Here is a 20,856-nt window from a genome sequence, read left to right as displayed (position 1 = left end):
GTTATAAAGTAGATTCAAAATAAAAAAGCACTCTTAACTAGAGTGCTTTTTACTTTCAAACAAGGAGGCTACATATATGGATAGCACTCTCGTATTTAACTTCGGCATTGGTCTTGTCATTATTTTATTTGTCTTCTTTGTACTTTGTATGAGCGGGGTATAAAAAGGCGATTTTTGAGCGTCTTTTTATACATATGTATTACTTGACTTCCATAAAAGGAGTAACCATAATGGTTACATATATACAAATAACTATTCACATATCCACAAAATAGGAGGAAGAACAATGAAACATGTAATCGTTTATGCACACCCAAATCCAGAAAGCTTCAACCATGCAATTTTAGAAACGGTAAAAAGTGAATTAGAAGAAAAAGGTCATGAAGTACGCGTTCGCGATCTATACGAATTAAACTTCAATCCAGTATTAAGCGCTTCCGATTTCATCTCATTTTCTCAAGGAAACACACCAGAAGATATTAAAGAAGAGCAAGAGCATATCTCTTGGGCTGATAGCATTACATTCATTTATCCAGTTTGGTGGGCGGGACTTCCTGCTATTTTAAAAGGATACGTTGACCGTGTATTTAGCCATGGATTCGCTTATGCTTACGGTGAAAACGGCATTGAAAAGTTATTAAGCGGTAAAAAAGGATTGTTATTATCTACAATGGGTAATACGAAAGAGGCATACACAGCAGGCGGGATGTTTGACGCAATGAAGAAAACAGCAGATGTTGGTATTTTTGAATTTACAGGCATTGAAACAATTGAGCACACATTCTATACGAGTGTTCCTTCTGTGGATGATGGTGTGCGTAAACAATATCTTGAAGAAGTTAAAGATGTTGTGAATCGTGCGTTTTAATAAAAAAAGCAGGTAACCTCTTCGGTTACCTGTTTTTCATTACATCTTCTCAATCCACTCCGTCAAGTTATGCACAACTTGCGTTGGTTGTACTTCATATTCTGTTAACTTCTCCACAGTTGTGACTCCAGTGTGGACAAGAAGCGTATGCATGCCAGCATTTATTCCTGCTAAAATGTCTGTATCATAGTTATCCCCAACCATTAATGCTTCATTTTTTTCTATGCCAAGAACTTTTAAAGCTTGTTCCATAATGATTGATTCTGGTTTTCCGATAAAGATTGGATCCACACCTGTTGATACTGCTACAACTGATGTTAATGAGCCGTTACCTGGTAACAATCCGCGCTCAGTCGGAATGGCAATGTCTCCATTTGTAGAAATAAACGTCGCGCCGTTACGCACAGCAAGACACGCTTTTGCTAATTTTTCATATGTGATGTCACGATCTAAACCAACAACAACGAAATCAGGATTTTCATCCACAAGTTCAAATCCTTTTTCCACAAGTGCATCGTGTAAGCCTTCTTCACCAATCATATATACAGTTGCATCTTGTTTACGTTCATAAATGAAGTTCGCAGTCGCCATACTCGTTGTGAATACTTGCTCCGCTTTCGCTGGAATATCGAAACGAACAAGCTTTTCTGCCACTTGTTCTGGTTTGCGAGTTGAGTTATTCGTAACGAATAAATATGGAATGCCGCGCTCTCCTAATGCTTTGACGAAGTCGCTTGCTTCTTCAATTTGTTCTTCCCCGCGATACATCGTACCGTCTAAGTCAATTAAGTAACCTTTATACATCGATTATGTCTCTCCTTTTATGCTAACGTTCTCACCTTATCATACCACTCTTATATTACCCGCTTTTCCAAAAGAAAAAAACGCTTTACCTTAAAGCGCCCCATAACGTTCATTTTTTCTCTTTTATTTGGTAAGAACAACTACAATCGCCCTCGCACATGTTTGCTAGCGTTTTCACATCTGCGTTCGTAAATAAACGCTTATACATCTCTTTTTCATCTTTACATACTTGCGGAAATCTCTCTGCAATTTCTTTTAACGGACAGTTTTGTTTTTCAATTACGAAAGATTTCTCTCCATCTCTCTTTATTTGAACCATATAACCATTTTTCTCTTGCATAGCTGCTATCTCTTGCACTTTATATGCTAAATTCTTTTGATTACTCACTCGCTTTTGCAACTGTTCTTCCATACGCTTCGTTCTTTCTTTTAAAACATATTGAAGTATTTTTTCATCGCCCATCCGAGCTAAATCTTCTAGCATATCAATCGCAAATTGCTTATACTCTTTCGGGAATGTATCTTCTCCCTTTTCACTTAATCCATACAAATAAGTTGGTCTTCCGACATGTTGCCTTACCATCTTAGAATAAATGAGTCCATCTTTCTCAAGATTACTTAAATGTCTTCTGATTGCCATTTCTGTAATCTCTAAAACGTCAGCTAGTTCCGCTACTGTGTGCTCTCCCTTTACTTTCAACAATTGTACAATCTCGTCTTTCGTAGTACGTGCTTCCCCCATACTTCACCCTTCTCCCTTTTCTTTCTCACATACAATATAAGATCCCCAAAAGGCATTCTCTGGGGATCTTATAAGCATAATTATTCTGGTACAAATGCAGATACAGGTCCTAATTCCTTTTCTAAATAACTGCGAATATTTGCTGGGTATTTTTCTACCACTGCAATATGTTTTTGAATCGTCTTATATAATTCATCATGATTCATTTGAATATAATCTTGCGTAAGCATTTTTCGAAGAAGGATAATTTCTTTCATCCCTTGTCCATCTTCTTCACTTATCACTCGCTCATCCATTAAAATATCAATAATATCTTCATAGCTTCCTGGATCGCGCATAATAAATCCATCAATCATCGCATTTCCTACATCTAATACAGTATCAATAATAAGATGGGCTATGCGCTCTAATGCGTAAAATTCAAACTCGGTTTCATATATCTTTTTCTCTTGAAATGTACTTGTTGCTCGTTCTAAACATACTAGCATTTGTTCTATTTTCTTTCTGTCTACAAAATACATGAATGTCACCTACCTGGAAATTAAAGCATTTACATTTTAATTGTAACGCTTTCTTCTGAAAAAATCGACAATTTTTCGAATTCACCTTTTCTCCGTTATTTGTTATAGTTATATTTGTATGATTTTTGAAATTGGAGGAATGAAATCTTGGAACGTGAACTCGCACTAGAAATTGTCCGTGTAACAGAAGCAGCAGCATTAGCATCCGCACAGTGGATGGGCCGCGGAAAGAAGAACGAAGCAGATGATGCAGCAACTACAGCAATGCGTGATATGTTTGATTCAGTAAACATGGCAGGTACAGTTGTAATCGGTGAAGGAGAACTTGATGAAGCACCGATGTTGTATATTGGTGAAGAACTAGGAACAGGTAACGGTCCAGAAGTAGACATCGCCGTTGACCCATTAGAAGGTACAAACATCGTTGCAAAAGGTCTTGCAAATGCAATGGCAGTTATTGCAATCGCAGACAAAGGGAACCTTCTTCATGCTCCTGATATGTACATGGAAAAAATCGCGGTTGGTCCAAAAGCAGCTGGTAAAATTAGCTTAGATGATCCAATTGAAAAAACAATTGAAATTGTAGCAGAAGCTAACAATAAAAAGATTCGTGATCTAACAGTTATCGTTCAAGAACGTGAGCGTCATCAAGATATTATTGACCGTGTTCGTGCAAAAGGTGCACGCGTAAAATTATTTGGTGACGGTGATGTTGGTGCGTCAATCGCAACAGCACTACCTGGAACGGGTATCGACTTATTCGTAGGTATTGGCGGAGCTCCAGAAGGTGTTATTTCTGCAGCAGCATTAAAGTGCCTTGAAGGTGAAATGCAAGCTCGCTTAGTTCCAATGAACGAAGAAGAAGAAGCTCGTTGTCGTGAAATGGGATTAGAAGATCCTCGTCAACTTCTTATGTTAGACGATTTAGTATCTGGTGATGATGCAATCTTCTCAGCAACTGGTGTATCTGCTGGTGAGTTATTAGACGGTGTTAAATTCCTTGGCGGAGATTTAGCTGAAACATACTCTATCGTAATGCGTTACAAAACAAGAACAGTACGATTCATTAAAACGCATCACCATTTAGATCATAAACCACACTTAAACTTAGATATTTAATAAAGGAGCCATGTGTATGGAAGAACGTTTCTTTCTGTACGACGACACTGTCGCTACAAAAACTCGTTTCGTTAGCTTTATGGGAGAAAATGAGCGTCATGATTTAGCGCTTTTATATTCCGATCGTCATTACGGTAAAACAATTGTACTTGATATGCAAAGTAATAAATTTGCAATTATCGGTGCTGACGATTTAAACGAACCAGGCTACTTAGAGCACGCATTTTCTATGACTGAAGAAATTGCAGAAGAGTTACGCTCATTTTTATTTGAACTTATATAATTTATCGTATGCACCAGCTATTTTAGCTGGTGTTTTTCTGTTATAAGAGTTTCGAATTTTCAATTTTTTATGTTATAATTAAGAATAAATCTATTTGGATAGAAAGGACGTTATCTACGTATGCCAACATTTACTTTGTAATGGACCAGCAATTGGATAGCATTACTCTCAAAAAAGCACCACGCTTTTTCAAGGGAGTAGTCTGCCCATTCCCATTACAAAGGAACGTATTGCATCTGTAGTATGATGTTTACGGAGGTTCCTCTTTGGGGAACCTCCTTTTATTTTTGTCTTTTTCTCATGTCTTCATACTACAAGACATCCAAATAGCTGTATTACGTTTCTTTGCCACTACTATAAGAGGTGAAGGAAAATGCAGAAAGTACAACTTTCTTGGAGTTTATATGAAAATCAGCAACACACAATCGAAAAATATTGTAAAAATTGCGGACGTACTACCCTATTTACTGATACGAATATTCGTAGGCATAACGCCAATGGAAAAAACATATACCGCTTTGCTATTTATAAATGTCCGAAAGATCATACGTGGAATCAAAAACTGCGTATTTATAAATCATTTACTGATCACGTTGAAACGATCGATATGACCCAGCAAGATCAAACGGAAACAAGTACTACTATTTCCATTATGCAACATAAAGAAAACGGCATAGCCGAAATCACGATTGTATTAGACCTCATTTTTGGTTCTCACCGAATGGATAAGACCTTATCCACATATATTTCTGACTGGAGCCGTACACTCATTGTGGATAAAATTAAAAATGGGGATATTCAATTGAACGGACAACAAATGAAGCCAAATACAATACTTTCTGAAGGCGATCATATCTCGATTTGTTTATAAGCGAGAATATGTAAAAAATCCTCTTACAATTGTAAGAGGATTTTTTTATTTCTTCACTTTTCGTAATACGAAGTGTGCACAACCGAAGTTACAGTACTCGTATAAATACTCCGTTAACGTACTAATTTTCGTATCATATGTCGCACGTTGGTTACTATCATCAAAGAATCCTCGCAGTCTAAGTTGCTCATATCCCCAGTCTCCAACGATATAATCATATTTATTTAAAATTTCTGCATAGCGCTCTTTAAATGCTTCTTCACTAAAACCGTCACGAAAGTTTTTAATTACTTCGTACTGAACATTATTAATGCTCACCGTAGCATGAATCTCTTGCTCTTGCTTTTGCTCCATCATTAACTTCCTCTCTAAGCATTCTTCTTTTTATCGTATCACAAAGCATACCAACCAACAATTTCAAATACAAAAAATTGAAAATTAGTGCATGCTATGGAGAAGGAGGTGATACATCGTGAAAAAACAAATTTTACTTTCCCTTCTCACTATTTCCTTATTTGCAGGGTGCCAATCAGCGAACAAAGCTGAAATGGAACGTGAAGAAGGAAGCCGTGTTCTTGTTTCCAATAAAAACGACATGTATCATACGGAAAATACAAATACAAGACTCACAAGAGTCGGTTATTCTTCTAAACAAAAGCATGAAGTATCTAACAAACAAGTAGGGGCCATTAATCGCGAGAAAGTCGCTGAAATGATTACAAGCATGACAGTCAAACTTCCTGACGTTACAAACGCTGCTACACTCGTTACTGATGATGAAGTGTTCGTTGTATACCGTGCAAACACAACGGATCCGAAACTTGTAGCGGATCAAGTATATAGAGCTGCCTTGTCCATCGTCCCTCGCTATTATAAAGCATATGTATCAACAGACCAAAAGTTGATTTCCCAAATTCAAGGCCTTCAATCTGGCGCATTAAATGATACAGAATATACGCAAAGCCTCGATATGTTAAAACGTGAAATGAGTAAAAATCCTCATTTGAACAATACGGGGGATCAAACTTTAAATGATATGATTAAAAAGTAAAACAGGTGGAGAAAATCTCCACCTGTTTTACTTTTTATTACGATCCGCATAAACTTCCATCGCATCACACATAAACTGCGCTAACCCCTCGCCAAACTTATCGATATTTTTCGTGAAGCGCTCATCAGCGACATACATTTGACCGAGTCCCTTAAAAGCGTCTAATGAATAGTGACTAAAGTTTTGCAAGTAATCGTACCATACTTTGATTGCTCCCTGCGCCTCTTTAGAATCTGGTGCACCGTGTCTCAGTACCGCTAAATTTCTATAAATAGTATTAAACTCTTCTTGGTTCTCTTTTGACATACCTTTTGCATATTCGTTCGCTTTATCTACAGCTGCGTCTCCCCATTTTTCACGTGCTTCTTCTTCATATGGGTTATGGCTGAAATCGAATCCTTCAAATTTCTCTTTGTTCGTCATTTCAATCTCTCCTTTTGTATGCTGAATTGTTTTATCAATCGTCGCAATCACCTTATCTAATCTGGCACGCTTTTCAATAAGCATTTTCTTATGAAGCTGTAGTGCCTCTTCGCGATCAAATGATGGACACATGATAATTTCTTTAATTTTCTTCAAAGGGAAGCCAAGCTCTTTAAAAAACAAAATTTGCTGCAATGTCTCTAGATTTTCATTGGAATACAGACGATATCCAGACTCTGTCGTCTCGTCTGGGGTTAACAACCCAATTTCATCGTAATGATGCAGTGTGCGCACACTAATTCCAACTAAATCAGCTACTTCTTTTACCTTCATTGTCATGTGTATCTCCCCCTTAGTACATACGATAAAGTATGACGCAACGTTAGAGTCAATAAGTAAATTCATTTTCTTTCTAAAAGTTTCATCTCTCCTGTATTTCATGCATAATAGATATGTACATATATTAGAAAGCGGTGAAAGTATGGTTTCAAATACTGTAATTGCCAGCATCATCTTTCAACTCATTGTCTCGATTCTGGTCCCAATTATCGTACTCGTTTATTTCCGTAAAAAATATAATATTAATTGGAAAGTGGTCGGCATTGGTGTTCTTATCTTTATCGGATTTACCCAAATTCTTGAAACACCATTCCACCTATTTATGCGCGGTAATCCAACAATCGCTCCATTTTTAGAAAATCCGTTTGCCTTCGCAATTTATGGCGGATTGACTGCTGGTATTTTTGAAGAATTAGGACGCTTCGTTGCCTTCTTCTTCTTACTAAAAAAATATCTAGAATATAAAGATGGCTTCGCTTATGGAATTGGTCACGGCGGAATTGAATCTATTTTAATTGGCGGTTTTTCTGCATTACAAGCATTAATCTTTGCTAATTCTATTAACGATGGTAGCTTCTCTCGACTGATTGAACAAAAGCCCGAGCTCAGCATTTTACAAGACATGTTAATTCAGCAACCTGCCTACTTATACTTCCTTGGTAGCATAGAAAGAATTATGGCACTCGTGCTTCAAATCGCCTTTACAATGCTTGTTTTATACGCAGTAAAACAGAAGAAATATATCTTCCTAGTATACGCTATACTATTCCACGCATTTGTAGACTTCTTTGCGGCACTTTACCAAACAAAGACAATCAATATCTTTGTTGCCGAAGGAATTACACTTCTCTGTACAATTGGTGCTGTCGTTCTTATTCGCAAAATGAAAGAGAAATTAATGAGTGTACCAGAGTAAAAAAATAACCCACCGGTTGGTGGGTTATTTTTTATAAGGACTATCACAATGATGATAACTTTTACCCTCCTTTAGCTCCCTCTTTGTTTCTGCATCTATAACGATGTACTTATGAAACTCTTCTACTTCATTTTGAGTAAAAGAAGCGAAAAAATAAACTTGGCGATCAGGGTGAACAAAAAAATCTTGAAGCACCACTCTACTTCGACAACCGACAGCTGTTTTTTTTAGGAAAGAAAATTCTTCATCAGGCACTTCTTTAAATAAGATTTTTTTTCCGAACACTATATGCTGCATTTTTATATTCTTTATAGATTTTCTTATCTAACTGTTTATAAAAAACATCCTCACTCACAAATGACTTATTTCGATTGCTTGGATAATTTAGTTTTTGGTTGGATTCTGCATATGTTGTGGACAATTGCGTAAGAAAACAAATAATGAATATGATACATATCATTTTTTTCATCATTGCACCTCAATTTTTTATTATCCACATTACTTTTCCACATATTTAAATCCATATGCCGTTTCCAATAAAAAGGAATTATTTCCACATTTGTCGAAGTATATAGCGTCAACTTGAAAGATGGGGATGAATTATGAAGAAAATTATTGTAATACGACATTGTTCAGCAACTGGGCAAAAACGTGATGCTGAATTAACGACCGATGGGAAAGATCAAGCAAATAACCTTGCTACATTCCTCTTAGAAAATCATCTACAAATCGATCATATTATTTCAAGCCCATTTGTCCGAGCTATCGATTCCATTCGGCCCTATGCGCTCCAAGCTAGCTTATCTATCCAAGAAGATGAACGATTAACTGAACGCATATTGAGCAACTTTCCAATGGATGATTGGATGCAAAAACTAGAATCCACTTTTACGAACATAGATATTGCCTTTTCAGGCGGAGAGTCAACAAAACAAGCAACAGACCGTGCCATATCGCTTATTCAAGACGTTTTACAATTAAACCATACGACAACACTACTTGTTACACACGGCAATTTACTTACACTCATTTTAAAGCATTTTGATCATACGATTGGCTTTAATGAATGGAGAGCTTTAACGAATCCTGATATTTACGAAATTACAATCGACGAACAATGTATCATAACACGCTTATGGAAAGCATCGTCCAAGTAATATCCCTTTCAAAAACATTCAGTTGACGCCACGAGAAGAGACTGTTCTAACAATAGAAAGGGGTATTATTTCATATGTACGAAGACGTACTTGCTTTACTACATAAAACAAATGTTTCTTATGAAAAGTTCGAACACGAACCGGTACTCGATTATGAGACAGATCGGATTGTACGTGAAAGACTTGGCTTACAAGGTACTCCAAGTAAAAGCTTATTTTTAAAATCAACATCTGGAAATTTTTACGTGTTTTTTACGTTAGAAGGAACTCGGCTTAACCGAGGAGAGATGAAAGAAATAACTGGAGAACGCTTATCGCTCTGTTCTCCTGATGAACTAAGAATGGAAACTGGCTGTACTCCAGGATGTGTAGCTCCTTTTGGTTATTCACAAGATGTAACAATTATTGTGGACAGTTCCGTTTATGCGTACGATAAAATTTTAATTACACCTGGTGTTCCTGAATTTACAATTGAATTATCCACAGAAGAATTAAAAAAGATTTTATTAACATGTCCAAATACCGTTTTAGAGTACAAACAAAAAGAGAGCTAATCGTTAGCTCTCTTTTTTCATTATTTAGCTTCTGCTGTTTTTTCTTTTGCAGAACGTACTTGCTCGTCCGCATGGTAAGAAGAACGCACAAGTGGGCCAGCTTCACAGTGGCTAAATCCTTTGCTAAGTGCAATTTCTTTAAGCTCTGCAAATTCTGCTGGTGGATAATATTTAATAACTGGTAAATGCTTCTTAGATGGTTGTAGATATTGTCCAAGAGTTAAAATATCCACATTGTTTGCACGTAAGTCATCCATTGCTTCAATTAAATCTTCTCTTGTTTCACCTAAGCCGACCATAATGCTCGATTTAGTTGGAATATCAGGCTGCATTTCTTTTGCTCGACGTAAAAACTCTAATGAACGGTCATATTTTGCTCTAGCGCGAACTCGGTTAGATAATCGACGTACTGTTTCAATGTTATGGTTTAAAATATCTGGTTTTGCATCCATTAACATTTTTAAGTTTTCTTCTACCCCAGCCATATCAGATGGTAATACTTCGATAGACGTGAATGGGTTTTTACGACGTACTGCTCGTACTGTTTCAGCAAAAACAGCTGCTCCGCCGTCCTTTAAATCATCACGTGCAACCGCTGTTATAACAACGTGCTTTAAGCCCATTTGTACTACTGAATCTGCTACGCGTTCTGGTTCTTGTAAATCAAGCTCAGTTGGTAAGCCTGTTTTAACCGCACAAAAACGACAAGCGCGTGTACAAACCGCACCTAAAATCATAAATGTTGCTGTTTTTCTTACAGCCCAGCATTCATGAATATTCGGACATTTTGCCTCTTCACAAACGGTATGAAGATTCTTAGAACGCATCATTTTCTTTAAGCCTGTATAGTTTTCATTCGTGTTTAACTTAATTTTCAACCATTCGGGCTTGCGCTTATATTCTGTTTGTTTTGTCATGGTTATCAACTCCGCACAATATGAAATAGTTTACCGTGTTCGCTTCTTTCAATGTAACATATCTATTCTAACGTATGAAAGCGATTTGCTCAAATGAAGATTCTAAGATTTTTTCCAATCGTTCCCTATAATGAAATACTCCGTATATCCCACACTAAAAAGAGTGATGTTGTGAAAGGAGTCTATTTCATGCTTCGAAAAATTTCTCTTTTGCTTTCTATTTGTTTTCTTCTCCACCAAAACATCGCCTACGGTGAAGATAATCAGCAAAGCATATACGAAAAGCGCATGGTACTATATAAAGAAACCGAGCAGTCTTCAGGCATTCCATGGTATTACTTAGCTGCAATGGATCAATATGAAAGAAATATACGGAGCGTAAGAAAAGATATTCCAAAAAAACCAGATGCCATCATTTCCCTTTATTTCAAACCAGAAATATGGGCTGGACCTGTTAATAGTAACGACACTCTCCCCCATACAATTTCTCTATTTGGCGGAATAGGTTTAGATGGTGACAAAGATGGATTTGCAAATGCAAATAGCGACCGTGATCTTCTGCATACCGCAGCGACTATTTTAAGGAAACAAGGAACGTCAGAAGACCGTATTAAAATTATGCTTTGGGAATATTATAGACGTGCAAAAACAGTTGATTTAATTAGCGAATACGCCCAAATTTATAAACATTATGGACGTATTAATTTAGAAGGAAATGCTTTTCCTCTTCCGATTCGTAGTGACCATAGCTACCGTAGTACTTTCGGTGCTGGAAGAAGTTTTGGGGGCAGACGAGTTCATGAAGGAACCGATATTTTTGCCGGATATGGCGTGCCAGTAAGATCGACTTGCTATGGCATTATTGAAACGAAAGGTTGGAACCGCCTTGGTGGATGGCGCATTGGTATTCGCGACCTTCATAACAATTACCATTATTACGCTCATTTAGGCGGGTTCTCAAAAGAAATACAGCTTGGACAAATTGTTGAGCCCGGAAAAGTAATCGGGTTTGTTGGTAGCACTGGCTATGGCCCCCCTGGTACAGCCGGAAAATTCCCACCCCACTTACATTTTGGCATATATAAAGACAATGGCTATACAGAATGGGCCTTCGATCCATATATGCATTTAAGCCTTTGGGAACGCAAAGAACGAGCAAATACAAAACGATAACCGTAGCGCATTGCTACGGTTATTTTTTATCCAGTAAAAGCCCGATTGATTCAAGTTTCACTTTATATGCAATTAACTATCTGTTTTCTTTTTATCAGGTACAGCAACACTTCCGCTTCCATAATACGTAGGCACTTCCCCTTGAACGATACGCGTCGCAATCGGAACATTTTGTTTCACCGTTATCTCTTTCGTATGAAATGGAATGATTACTTGCAACGTTACTTCCATTTCCATAACAATTTGAATCGCTGTAGTGTTGATCCCGTGCGGCTCAATTTTTTGTTTAATATCTGTATTCACATGCCCAATTGGCGTGAACTGAATCGGAATATCTGGTCCTATATTACCAAGAAGCGCATTATCAGTTACACGCCCAAAAGGAACTGCCATAGTCGCCCCGTTTTTTTCAGAAATACCTAGCTCCTTCAACTTCCCTTGTTCTACTTGCTGCAAATATTTTTCTATGTACGTAGTCGTTGACGTTACGATTTCATTTACTTGCTTCGTATTTAAATTAATTGTGGATACTTTCCCGTTTTTATCATTTTGTACTTTCATTAACGAATCGACATCGAATCCTTCATTAATTCGATCCTTTACCGCCTTCGTCATAATTGCCGTCGCCATTTTCTTTGTCTCTACTTCTCCATATTTAATTAAGGTCGGCTGAATACTATTATTCACAATCCACAGCCCTTGCGTAAGTAATATAACAAAAAGAATAAACGACATAAGCAGTATATACCGAAAGGCGATAGGTCCCTTTCGAAACCGCGAGTTTTTCGAGCGAAATATACTCATAAAAAAACCTCCTTCTTATATCATTTCTATGCAAGAAGGAGGGACGATATATGCTTATCTCATTTTTAATAATGCTTCTTTTCCAATCGTTCCTGCTGGAATGCCTAATGCTTCAGCTCCAGTCGTTACCGATTCTAGTGGCGCTTCAAGAAGTTGTTCAATCGTTCTTACACCAACCGCACGGCCAGCAATAATTCCTCGATCACCTAACTTCTCATTTAAAAGACCTACATCTAATGCACCACACATAATATATCCTTTATCGCTCATTACAGCTAGCAAATTCGTCTTTGGAAGTTTGACGCTAACCGCAATAAACGTATAATTATCAATTATAATTGGCTCCACATTAACCATAGTTCACACTCCTCTCTTTCTTATCTGTATGACAAGAGAAAAATGAGTGTTACAAGTTAACTAGCCTATAGTTTAACGGAAGATGTATAAGTTATTAACATATCTGTTAACACATCTCTAAGTAGTTCTGGCATATAATATTGTTTGCTAGAAAGTGTGGATAGCTCTGGGTATAAGTATCCAAACGTAAACATATCAATTGTTCCTACTGTATATATACGGTCTAACTCCAGCGATTCGCCGTTAATCAATACATCTTCTAATAAAATTTTATTCCCAGGAATCGTATCTGGAATTACTTCTACACCAGCGTAAATCATTTTCCCCATCACTTTTCCACGAAATCCGAATCCTTTTACCTCAAGGTTTTCCATATTCGGTTTACGTGCTTTCAAAATAACTTCTCTTAATATCTTTCCTGGAACTTTCAAAGCACACGGATTAATTGGATGTGGACAAATTCTGTGAATATCTCCGCGCGTTACAACACCCTCTTCTAATCCTTCAAGAAGTACACCAGCATTCACCATTCCAATTTCTGCACTGCACCATGTTTTCAGCGCACTTGCTAACATATGAGAAAACGGCGCCTCATGAAACCAATCAACCGGTAATGACTCTTTTAAATGAACGACAGGCTCTGCCATTATATGCTTACTTTCTTCCTGCAGTATTTCAATTGTGGATAACGGCTCGCTATAAGCCCCTAACCGTTCCGTCTTAATTGCTCTACCGTCTTTTTTCAGTAGTTTCTTCGTCTCTATATCCACAGTAAGCTGTACGTGACCAACGTAACGCCCCCACTTTTCACAACAACAAAGTAACGTATTATTCATAAGAACGCCACGCTCAAATAAATGGTGCGTATGTGCCCCTAAAATAACATCTATATCATAATGCTCCGCCATATACTCATCCATGCTTTTACCAAGATGAGAAAGGACAACTGTAATATGAGCCTCATCTCGCACTTCTTCTAAAATAAACTCTAAATGGATAAGCGGATCTTCAATATGCCAATCGAGCATATGATAAAACTCTGGATAAGCTACCGTTAACCCGATAAAAGCAATCGTAATCCCATCTGTCGTTGTATGTAATTTATAAGGCTTTGCCCATTCTGGACGTACCCCTTCTTTTTCAAATAAATTCGCAACGAGCACCTCAAATCCAGCATCATCATATAGACGATTCAAATGCTCCTTCGCTAACGTAATTCCTTCATTATTTCCGATCGTTACATAATCATATAACGCCTCATTCAAAAGCTTCGTATTGCCAAGCCCATTCGTCGCTTCCGAAATACTATGAAAACGATCCACATGATCGCCGATATCAACCGTCAAAACGGTCTCTCCCGCTTCCTGTCTTCGCTTTTTCTCTCCCTGTACAAACCGAGAAATTTGCGGCCAATTTTCAAAATGACTATGTATATCGTTTGTATGATAAAGGTGGATGATTGTTTCTTTATTTATATTCAGAGAAAAAACCTCCTCTCAGTTCCTTACTGCCATTTACGCTACACGTACGCAATAATCCTGTAAATACTTTTCGTCTTTTCTTGCTATTTTACATTGTACTCGCATTGAGAGAAAAAGCAAAAGATTGCCCTTTTAATATGAGAAACTTTATTTTTTCAAATCTGTGGATTAGTCAGAGGGGCGACATTTGTCAGGAAGTTTGTTGGGTGGCTTGGCGAAGATTGTTTTGCCAACTCCTATATGGAAGATTATTCTACATTTATACCTTGTAACACGACATATGTCGTGTTACAATCTCATCATAAGGTGGTGAACCATAAAATGGATAAAGAGATATTAAAAGGAAGTATTGATATTTTACTTCTCTCCATCATTAAACAGCACGATACGTACGGATATGAAATGATTCAAAAGCTAAAAGAAAACAGCAATGATTTATACACGATGAGCCAAGGTACACTCTACCCCGCACTCAAACGCTTGGAACAAAAGGATTTCATCAATTCATACTGGGGTGAATCTGAAACTGGTATGAAACGAAAGTTTTATTGCATTACTACGAGCGGAAAGAAAATTTTAGAAGAAAAACTAACAGCGTGGGATTCAATTACAGCTCTTATTAAAACTTGTCAGAAAGGAGCTTTAAATTAATGACGATTGAAGAATACATAAAGAGTATCGTTCAAAAAACAAACCTATCCCAATCTGATAGAGACGAACTATACTTCGAAATTTATGATCATCTTACAAGCTTAAAACAAGAATTTCTCGATCAAGGAAAATCTGAAGAAGAAGCTACTACATTAGCCATTCAAAATTTTGGAGAAGCCTCTACTTTAGGAACTGAAATTGAAAAAGCGATGCAATTTTCTACACAAAAATATGTACAGTGGCTTGGTTGGGGATTATTTTTACCGTATTCATTTGTTTTGTTATTTAAACTGTTGCTCGGGAGGCCAGCTTTTTACTTTGGTAATCTGGAGTACTTCTTTAAAACAGGTGACTGGCATTCTATACACGGCGGATTAATAAACTTAATTCCTTTCAGAAGTACAATCAGCTATTTAAGTGGATTCGATCCTACTCATCTACTAGATCCTTATAATATAGACATCGTACTTATGAATACATTAGGAAACGTCATCATATTCATCCCATTCGGATTCCTTCTACCTTTATTATTTAAACAAATAAACAATTTAAAAATGGCATCTACAATTTTTATTAAGTTTATTTTATTAATTGAATCGTTACAACTTCTTACTTTTACTGGTGTTTTCGATATTGATGACATCATATTGAATATGTTAGGTGCTTTAATTGGATATGGTTCTTTTGTTGGGATGAAGTATATTTTGGAACGTGTTAAGTCTGTGGATAAGGTGGATACGATTTAGGTTCGGGGGATATTTCCCTCTCCACCATTCTTAATTTGTTGATAAATGGACATCCCTTGTTGAATCGTCGATATATTTGGCTGAACGGAACTCAGCCAACATAAAGAAGCACTCTGCATAGCAGGGCGCTTCTTTAATATATTAAAAAATAAGCAATCAAATCTTTAAGAACCTACAAGACAAATTAAATTCAATTTCTACACTTTTCTATATCAATCTCATTCCCTTTACTACAATTCAATCTTTCATTCGCTTCTTATACATAATAGTTTATAGCCTTAATATCAAATCAGACAGTTCTTCGATGTCATGCTCTAACTCTTTTGTAAGACCTGCACAATGCGCTTCTTTTACAAGATTGGCAAGTTCAACATGTTGTTCATTATCTTGTTCAAATAACGGTAAATTCATATGTTTAAAAATATTCCCAACTTGTATTGCGATATTATGGCTCTCTACAAACTCTCGGACTAAATTAGAATTCAGTAAACCACACAAATAATACGCTGGTTCAGCAACCATAAAGTCAACGAAAAACACTTTATGATCCGGAACATAAGGCCTACTCCCTACCAAAGGAACATCTTTTTCTGTAACTACAGCAGATACAAACTTGCTCGATTGTTCTGCCCAAACAACCTTAAATGGTGCAAAAGTGTAATCTCCAACGTTATAAACTCCATAGTAAGGTTTGTCTTTTAAGTAAAGTTTTCTCGTAGATCTTTGCAGAAGCAAATCCCTAAAGTCTGCAAGATATCTCTTAGTAAGTTGGTATTCTGTATCTAAAAGTTCTTCACTTATCTCAAAATGATCTTTTTTTATACCCTCGTTAGGCAAAAGTACGTACAGATTATTTTTTGGCTGGACTTGAAACTTTTTAAAGTCGCTTGCTCCTTTTAACAATGGATGTAACATACCTGGTTCAATCCAATACCTGCTTTTAGGACCAATATCTTTTTTACCTGCTTCTGGTCTAGTCTCTATTTGCACCAAACCATCCTCTTCATTTACAGCAACTATATTAACAAAATAAACCCCATTTAAATCTGCAGTAATTCCTTTTCTTCCCTGAACCCAACTACTCTTTCCATTAATATTTTTCATATCTTCAAATCTTCCTGTAGGAAGGATTGCCCATGGCGATTTCTTTTCATTTACTGGATTTGCTTCCATCTCAAACATTTGAATTTGTTCATATACTTTGCATAAAGATAAATAAGGAAGGATTGCTCTCTTACAACCAGTTCTTGCCCTCCAAACATTATATAGAACAGGATAATCAATAGTATTTTTAAATTCTTTTTTAAAAAGGGCAACTGCTGTTTTATTGGCTGCATCATTAAAAGGCTTTAATTCCTTCATATCATCAATAGAAATTGGCACAAGCATTTCCTTATCATTGATTCTGAAGCTCCGGAACCCTTCAGATGAAGGAGACTGAAAATGTGTCTGTGTGATAACAAATGCTAAATAGCCACCTTCCTTTAACCATTTATCTGCTACTGTATATGTTATCATTCCTGATATATCTAGCTCATTCCCCCCATGATATGGTGTACTTGAGAATATCTCATACTGTAAACATGTTGGTTTTACTCTCTGACGATATAATTCCGGTAATTTGGACCACCGAACCCAAGGTGGATTCCCTACAATAATGTCAAATTCACCCGCATTAGCTGACCAAAAGAAATTTCTTATAATACGGAACCATATACCATTCCAATTTTCTCTGTGTAATTCTAAAATGCGATTATAAGTCGCCTTTAAAGGCTCTGTCCAATTTTTGCACTCATCTTCGCTTAATACCCTAATTCTAACTAAACGTTCTATCACTTTTTCAAACTCTATCCCTTGCTCTACTTGTTCTCCCATTATCTCGAATACTCTATCTAGCCTATTCCGATCAAAAGCCAAAGCTTTTGGGATTTGTACTGTTAAATTCGCTACCTGACTACCAATCGAATAAGTTACCACTTCTTCATCACTTTTCGGATCATCAGCTGGAGCATAAATAGCATCTGCCATCAGAATCGGTATTTCTATACTTCGCCCAGGTGAAAGCTTTAACAAATCAGCAATTGCAATAAGATAATTTACTCTTGCGGTTTGAACTGCTAATGGATTAAGGTCAAATCCCCATACATTCTCTGTTATTAACTGCACCGTTTGCCGAGGTGATAACCTCTCATTTTCAGCCTCACTCCTAATTTTCTTAATTAACCCTAGTAGAAAGGAGGCTGATCCACATGTAGGATCTAAAAAACGATTTCCAAGCCAATTAATCTCTTCAAATTTATTTAACGTGAACTCTACAAGCCAATCAGGAGTATAATATTCTCCAAGTGACTTCCTTAATTCTGTTGGCACCAACGCTTGATAAAAACCTTTTAGAACATCCTGAGTTCTTGCTTCCACAAGTACATCCGTACGATAATCAGACATTTTAACCAAGGTGTTACGCAAAGAAGATAAAATTACTTCTTTCATTTCTTTATGCTGGCAAGCATCTAAGTACCAACCAAAAATAGCTTCTTCAACAAAACCATTAATACCTGCTGCTTCAAAAAGCCTCCCTTTTTCAATTTCTTGACTTAAACTACTCATAAGTTTCTGATCATCATAAGTAGCAGCATTTTGCGCAAATGCTTTTCTAGAGGTCATTCCATGGGCTGAAACTATTTCAGCAGCCAATAATTTGATAATTAAGGAATTATAAGAATGAATTACAAAAAGACTGGAAGGAATTTGAAGATGAACTGGAAGATTCGACGAAACACTGAAACCAATGGATTTTTTAATACCACTTATTTGTGTGCTAGTTAAATCAGCGACCTGACCAAAAAGCGTTCTCCACTCTTCAAAAAGCATCTTTATTTTATTGTTTTTTGCATCCAATAAATTTATAGATAAAGCATCTGATAATGCCTGCATCAATTCATGCCCCGTTTCAGATGCCAATCCAAAGTCTTCTACTAGGTTTTTTGCTGTAACAGCTCTTCTAGAAGAACCTTTTAAAATATTAGCCACCATAGTTACTGACTCAGGTGAAAATGGTAATAATTCATCATGTTTGATTTCTCCATCTAACATTTTTGCAAAACAAATATGTTCACCATCAATCGCAATACCTATATAGTCTTCCTCACTTAACCCTTCAGCTCTAGCTTTTTTTTCAATATAAGGCTTCAAACGACTATAAATTGCCTCTTTAAAAGCACGACTTGTTGTTTTCCCCTTAAACAATCCTTTTGATTTAAACTCTATAATTACCTCGTTATAACTAGAATCATTACGATCTCTTTCCGCTTGAAGGTCTATGCCAAGCGAATCTGAAAGAGCCCTAATCCAACTAATCCTGAGTTCCTCTTCGTTCTCACATTTATTTTTTGCAGTATTTAGTGTATCAAATAAATCTTTGTACAAAGTATTCACCTCTTAAACCTTTTAATTAAATTGATTATAGCACGGAAAAAGGAACATACATACGCACGGAAAATGATTATGTTTCAAATCCATTGAATTCTAATACAATAAAAACAACGGTAGATACCTTACCTTTGTATCACAGAAAAAATAGAAGGAGACGAACTTAAAAAGTTCGCCTCCTTCACTCAAATCGGTATGAGATCCACATACCAAAATTTCACACCTTAAAACACATACTCTATTTAACCAATAGAACCTTCCATCTCAAACTTGATTAGGCGGTTCATTTCAACTGCGTATTCCATTGGAAGTTCGCGTGTGAATGGCTCGATGAAGCCCATTACGATCATTTCTGTAGCTTCTTGCTCAGAAATACCGCGGCTCATTAGGTAGAATAATTGTTCTTCTGATACTTTCGATACTTTCGCTTCATGCTCAAGTGAAACGTAATCGTTTTTGATTTCGTTGTAAGGAATTGTATCAGATGTAGATTGGTTATCCATGATTAACGTGTCACACTCGATGTTAGAGCGAGAGTTTTTCGCTTTTGGTCCGAAGTGTACGATACCACGGTAAGTTACTTTACCACCATGCTTCGCAATCGATTTAGAAACGATTGTTGAAGACGTGTTTGGTGCTAAGTGAATCATTTTCGCACCAGCATCTTGGTGTTGGCCTTTACCAGCAATCGCGATTGATAATGTTAAACCACGAGCGCCTTCGCCTTTTAAGATAACTGCTGGGTATTTCATCGTTAATTTAGATCCGATGTTACCATCAATCCATTCCATCGTCGCGTTTTCTTCACAAACCGCACGTTTTGTAACTAGGTTGTATACGTTGTTCGCCCAGTTTTGGATTGTTGTATAACGGCAATACGCATCTTTTTTAATGATGATTTCTACTACCGCACTGTGAAGTGAGTTAGTAGTGTAAACAGGTGCTGTACAACCTTCTACGTAGTGTACGTGTGCACCTTCGTCTACGATGATAAGCGTACGCTCGAATTGTCCCATATTTTCAGAGTTAATTCGGAAATACGCTTGAAGTGGTGTATCAACTTTAATACCTTTTGGAACGTAGATGAATGATCCACCAGACCAAACTGCAGAGTTTAATGCAGAGAATTTGTTGTCTGTTGGTGGGATTACTTTTCCGAAATGCTCACGGAAAATATCTTCGTTCTCTTTTAATGCGCTATCTGTATCTTTGAAGACGATTCCTAGAGCTTCTAGGTCTTCTTTCATGTTGTGGTATACAACTTCAGATTCGTACTGTGCAGATACACCAGCTAAATATTTTTGCTCAGCTTCTGGAATACCTAATTTATCAAATGTTGCTTTAATTTCATCAGGTACTTCATCCCAAGACTTCTCAGATTTCTCAGATGGTTTTACGTAGTACGTAATTTCATCGAAATCTAAGTCATTTAAGTCGCCGCCCCATTGTGGCATTGGCATTTCATAGAACTTATCCAGTGATTTTAAACGGAAGTCTAACATCCACTGTGGTTCTTCTTTCATACGTGAAATCTCTTCAACGATCTCTTTTGTTAAACCGCGTCCAGCACGGAAAATCGAAACGTCTTTGTCTTTGAAACCATATTTGTAATCGCCGATATCTGGCAGTTGCTTCGCCATGTTGGTGTGT

At 36.9% G+C, this 20,856-nt stretch carries 22 protein-coding genes and 1 pseudogene; 11 read left to right on the top strand and 12 right to left on the bottom strand.

The genetic code is table 11. The features are described 5' to 3' along the window. Window positions 1-286 precede the first annotated feature (286 nt). Complete coding sequence (locus tag ACLBXA_RS11475; protein ID WP_016078134.1) at window positions 287-868, top strand: NAD(P)H-dependent oxidoreductase; 582 nt, start codon at window positions 287-289, stop codon at window positions 866-868. A gap of 39 nt (window positions 869-907) precedes the next feature. On the opposite strand, the gene ACLBXA_RS11470 is transcribed toward ACLBXA_RS11475, so the two are convergent. From ACLBXA_RS11470 to ACLBXA_RS11460, 3 genes are all read right to left on the bottom strand, one after another. Then, entirely contained in the window at window positions 908-1,672 is a 765-nt protein-coding gene (locus ACLBXA_RS11470; protein WP_000276467.1) for a TIGR01457 family HAD-type hydrolase, read from the bottom strand. A gap of 109 nt (window positions 1,673-1,781) precedes the next feature. Continuing rightward, entirely contained in the window at window positions 1,782-2,414 is a 633-nt protein-coding gene (locus ACLBXA_RS11465) for a helix-turn-helix transcriptional regulator (RefSeq protein ID WP_000503340.1), read from the bottom strand. 80 nt (window positions 2,415-2,494) lie between these two features. Beyond that, a complete protein-coding gene (locus ACLBXA_RS11460) occupies window positions 2,495-2,935 on the bottom strand; it encodes a DUF86 domain-containing protein (protein WP_000274010.1) in 441 nt (146 codons plus the stop codon). Between the two features lie 147 nt (window positions 2,936-3,082). Here ACLBXA_RS11460 and glpX point away from each other — a divergent pair, with 147 nt between their 5' ends. The 3 genes from glpX (at window position 3,083) to ACLBXA_RS11445 (ending at window position 5,208) form a co-directional block, all read left to right on the top strand. Beyond that, the gene (gene glpX, locus ACLBXA_RS11455) at window positions 3,083-4,054 is read left to right on the top strand and encodes a class II fructose-bisphosphatase (protein WP_000439090.1); all 972 of its coding nucleotides are present in this window, start codon (window positions 3,083-3,085) and stop codon (window positions 4,052-4,054) included. A gap of 16 nt (window positions 4,055-4,070) precedes the next feature. Then, the gene (locus ACLBXA_RS11450) at window positions 4,071-4,337 is read left to right on the top strand and encodes a DUF3055 domain-containing protein (RefSeq protein WP_000392611.1); all 267 of its coding nucleotides are present in this window, start codon (window positions 4,071-4,073) and stop codon (window positions 4,335-4,337) included. A 373-nt stretch (window positions 4,338-4,710) separates the two neighbouring features. Then, on the top strand, window positions 4,711-5,208 hold the full coding sequence (locus tag ACLBXA_RS11445; RefSeq protein ID WP_001174586.1) for a hypothetical protein: 498 nt from the start codon (window positions 4,711-4,713) through the stop codon (window positions 5,206-5,208). Between the two features lie 45 nt (window positions 5,209-5,253). Here the strand turns inward: ACLBXA_RS11445 and ACLBXA_RS11440 are convergent, their stop codons facing one another. After that, window positions 5,254-5,565 (bottom strand): YutD family protein, encoded by a 312-nt coding sequence (locus tag ACLBXA_RS11440; RefSeq protein WP_000970508.1) that lies wholly within the window; start codon window positions 5,563-5,565, stop codon window positions 5,254-5,256. Between the two features lie 115 nt (window positions 5,566-5,680). On the opposite strand from ACLBXA_RS11440, the gene ACLBXA_RS11435 reads away from it, so the two are divergent. Then, complete coding sequence (locus ACLBXA_RS11435; RefSeq protein WP_000744128.1) at window positions 5,681-6,259, top strand: YhcN/YlaJ family sporulation lipoprotein; 579 nt, start codon at window positions 5,681-5,683, stop codon at window positions 6,257-6,259. A 27-nt stretch (window positions 6,260-6,286) separates the two neighbouring features. On the opposite strand, the gene ACLBXA_RS11430 is transcribed toward ACLBXA_RS11435, so the two are convergent. Next, a complete protein-coding gene (locus ACLBXA_RS11430; RefSeq protein ID WP_000178110.1) occupies window positions 6,287-7,021 on the bottom strand; it encodes a MerR family transcriptional regulator in 735 nt (244 codons plus the stop codon). 100 nt (window positions 7,022-7,121) lie between these two features. Here ACLBXA_RS11430 and ACLBXA_RS11425 point away from each other — a divergent pair, with 100 nt between their 5' ends. Then, window positions 7,122-7,937, top strand: a complete 816-nt coding sequence (locus ACLBXA_RS11425) for a YhfC family intramembrane metalloprotease (protein WP_139788894.1) — start codon at window positions 7,122-7,124, stop codon at window positions 7,935-7,937. 24 nt (window positions 7,938-7,961) lie between these two features. Here ACLBXA_RS11425 and ACLBXA_RS11420 read toward each other — a convergent pair. Next, a pseudogene (locus tag ACLBXA_RS11420) lies at window positions 7,962-8,406 on the bottom strand (hypothetical protein). A gap of 133 nt (window positions 8,407-8,539) precedes the next feature. On the opposite strand from ACLBXA_RS11420, the gene ACLBXA_RS11415 reads away from it, so the two are divergent. Further along, on the top strand, window positions 8,540-9,094 hold the full coding sequence (locus ACLBXA_RS11415) for a histidine phosphatase family protein (protein ID WP_016078135.1): 555 nt from the start codon (window positions 8,540-8,542) through the stop codon (window positions 9,092-9,094). A gap of 74 nt (window positions 9,095-9,168) precedes the next feature. Continuing rightward, window positions 9,169-9,648 (top strand): YbaK/EbsC family protein, encoded by a 480-nt coding sequence (locus tag ACLBXA_RS11410; protein WP_000272752.1) that lies wholly within the window; start codon window positions 9,169-9,171, stop codon window positions 9,646-9,648. Window positions 9,649-9,668: 20 nt separating this feature from the next. Here the strand turns inward: ACLBXA_RS11410 and lipA are convergent, their stop codons facing one another. Next, window positions 9,669-10,565 (bottom strand): lipoyl synthase, encoded by an 897-nt coding sequence (gene lipA, locus ACLBXA_RS11405; protein ID WP_000166367.1) that lies wholly within the window; start codon window positions 10,563-10,565, stop codon window positions 9,669-9,671. A 189-nt stretch (window positions 10,566-10,754) separates the two neighbouring features. Here lipA and ACLBXA_RS11400 point away from each other — a divergent pair, with 189 nt between their 5' ends. After that, the gene (locus tag ACLBXA_RS11400) at window positions 10,755-11,738 is read left to right on the top strand and encodes a M23 family metallopeptidase (RefSeq protein ID WP_000944693.1); all 984 of its coding nucleotides are present in this window, start codon (window positions 10,755-10,757) and stop codon (window positions 11,736-11,738) included. 72 nt (window positions 11,739-11,810) lie between these two features. Here ACLBXA_RS11400 and yunB read toward each other — a convergent pair whose 3' ends face one another. The 3 genes from yunB to ACLBXA_RS11385 all read right to left on the bottom strand — a co-directional run bounded on the left by yunB (window position 11,811) and on the right by ACLBXA_RS11385 (window position 14,356). Beyond that, entirely contained in the window at window positions 11,811-12,542 is a 732-nt protein-coding gene (yunB, locus tag ACLBXA_RS11395; protein WP_000021796.1) for a sporulation protein YunB, read from the bottom strand. A 54-nt stretch (window positions 12,543-12,596) separates the two neighbouring features. Next, window positions 12,597-12,899, bottom strand: coding sequence for a YunC family protein (locus tag ACLBXA_RS11390; protein ID WP_000248466.1), 303 nt, complete (start codon window positions 12,897-12,899; stop codon window positions 12,597-12,599). Between the two features lie 65 nt (window positions 12,900-12,964). After that, window positions 12,965-14,356 (bottom strand): bifunctional metallophosphatase/5'-nucleotidase, encoded by a 1,392-nt coding sequence (locus ACLBXA_RS11385; protein ID WP_098900256.1) that lies wholly within the window; start codon window positions 14,354-14,356, stop codon window positions 12,965-12,967. A gap of 345 nt (window positions 14,357-14,701) precedes the next feature. On the opposite strand from ACLBXA_RS11385, the gene ACLBXA_RS11380 reads away from it, so the two are divergent. Together ACLBXA_RS11380 and ACLBXA_RS11375 are read left to right on the top strand one after the other, a co-directional pair. Then, on the top strand, window positions 14,702-15,031 hold the full coding sequence (locus ACLBXA_RS11380; protein ID WP_144615275.1) for a PadR family transcriptional regulator: 330 nt from the start codon (window positions 14,702-14,704) through the stop codon (window positions 15,029-15,031). Continuing rightward, a complete protein-coding gene (locus ACLBXA_RS11375; protein ID WP_447617218.1) occupies window positions 15,031-15,777 on the top strand; it encodes a VanZ family protein in 747 nt (248 codons plus the stop codon). The genes ACLBXA_RS11380 and ACLBXA_RS11375 overlap by 1 nt, the downstream gene beginning before the upstream one ends. A gap of 270 nt (window positions 15,778-16,047) precedes the next feature. Here ACLBXA_RS11375 and ACLBXA_RS11370 read toward each other — a convergent pair whose 3' ends face one another. Then, a complete protein-coding gene (locus ACLBXA_RS11370; protein WP_447617217.1) occupies window positions 16,048-19,203 on the bottom strand; it encodes an Eco57I restriction-modification methylase domain-containing protein in 3,156 nt (1,051 codons plus the stop codon). 245 nt (window positions 19,204-19,448) lie between these two features. Then, window positions 19,449-20,846 carry a Fe-S cluster assembly protein SufB gene (gene sufB / locus ACLBXA_RS11365; RefSeq protein WP_001118824.1) on the bottom strand — a complete coding sequence of 466 codons (1,398 nt, stop codon included), beginning with the start codon at window positions 20,844-20,846 and terminating at the stop codon, window positions 19,449-19,451. Between the last annotated feature and the right edge of the window lie 10 nt (window positions 20,847-20,856).

The organism is Bacillus sp. D48C (assembly GCF_053345735.1).
Note: the sequence above shows the minus strand (reverse complement) of the source record. Positions and strands in the feature narration are given on the sequence as shown.

Bases quoted from the DNA above. Each gene is read 5' to 3' on its own strand.
- ACLBXA_RS11475 (WP_016078134.1), top strand. From the start codon at position 287: ATGAAACATGTAATCGTTTATGCACACCCAAATCCAGAAAGCTTCAAC.
- ACLBXA_RS11470 (WP_000276467.1), bottom strand. From the start codon at position 1,672: ATGTATAAAGGTTACTTAATTGACTTAGACGGTACGATGTATCGCGGG.
- ACLBXA_RS11465 (WP_000503340.1), bottom strand. From the start codon at position 2,414: ATGGGGGAAGCACGTACTACGAAAGACGAGATTGTACAATTGTTGAAA.
- ACLBXA_RS11460 (WP_000274010.1), bottom strand. From the start codon at position 2,935: ATGTATTTTGTAGACAGAAAGAAAATAGAACAAATGCTAGTATGTTTA.
- ACLBXA_RS11450 (WP_000392611.1), top strand. From the start codon at position 4,071: ATGGAAGAACGTTTCTTTCTGTACGACGACACTGTCGCTACAAAAACT.
- ACLBXA_RS11445 (WP_001174586.1), top strand. From the start codon at position 4,711: ATGCAGAAAGTACAACTTTCTTGGAGTTTATATGAAAATCAGCAACAC.
- ACLBXA_RS11440 (WP_000970508.1), bottom strand. From the start codon at position 5,565: ATGATGGAGCAAAAGCAAGAGCAAGAGATTCATGCTACGGTGAGCATT.
- ACLBXA_RS11430 (WP_000178110.1), bottom strand. From the start codon at position 7,021: ATGACAATGAAGGTAAAAGAAGTAGCTGATTTAGTTGGAATTAGTGTG.
- ACLBXA_RS11425 (WP_139788894.1), top strand. From the start codon at position 7,122: ATGCATAATAGATATGTACATATATTAGAAAGCGGTGAAAGTATGGTT.
- ACLBXA_RS11415 (WP_016078135.1), top strand. From the start codon at position 8,540: ATGAAGAAAATTATTGTAATACGACATTGTTCAGCAACTGGGCAAAAA.
- ACLBXA_RS11410 (WP_000272752.1), top strand. From the start codon at position 9,169: ATGTACGAAGACGTACTTGCTTTACTACATAAAACAAATGTTTCTTAT.
- lipA (WP_000166367.1), bottom strand. From the start codon at position 10,565: ATGACAAAACAAACAGAATATAAGCGCAAGCCCGAATGGTTGAAAATT.
- ACLBXA_RS11400 (WP_000944693.1), top strand. From the start codon at position 10,755: ATGCTTCGAAAAATTTCTCTTTTGCTTTCTATTTGTTTTCTTCTCCAC.
- yunB (WP_000021796.1), bottom strand. From the start codon at position 12,542: ATGAGTATATTTCGCTCGAAAAACTCGCGGTTTCGAAAGGGACCTATC.
- ACLBXA_RS11390 (WP_000248466.1), bottom strand. From the start codon at position 12,899: ATGGTTAATGTGGAGCCAATTATAATTGATAATTATACGTTTATTGCG.
- ACLBXA_RS11380 (WP_144615275.1), top strand. From the start codon at position 14,702: ATGGATAAAGAGATATTAAAAGGAAGTATTGATATTTTACTTCTCTCC.
- ACLBXA_RS11375 (WP_447617218.1), top strand. From the start codon at position 15,031: ATGACGATTGAAGAATACATAAAGAGTATCGTTCAAAAAACAAACCTA.
- sufB (WP_001118824.1), bottom strand. From the start codon at position 20,846: ATGGCGAAGCAACTGCCAGATATCGGCGATTACAAATATGGTTTCAAA.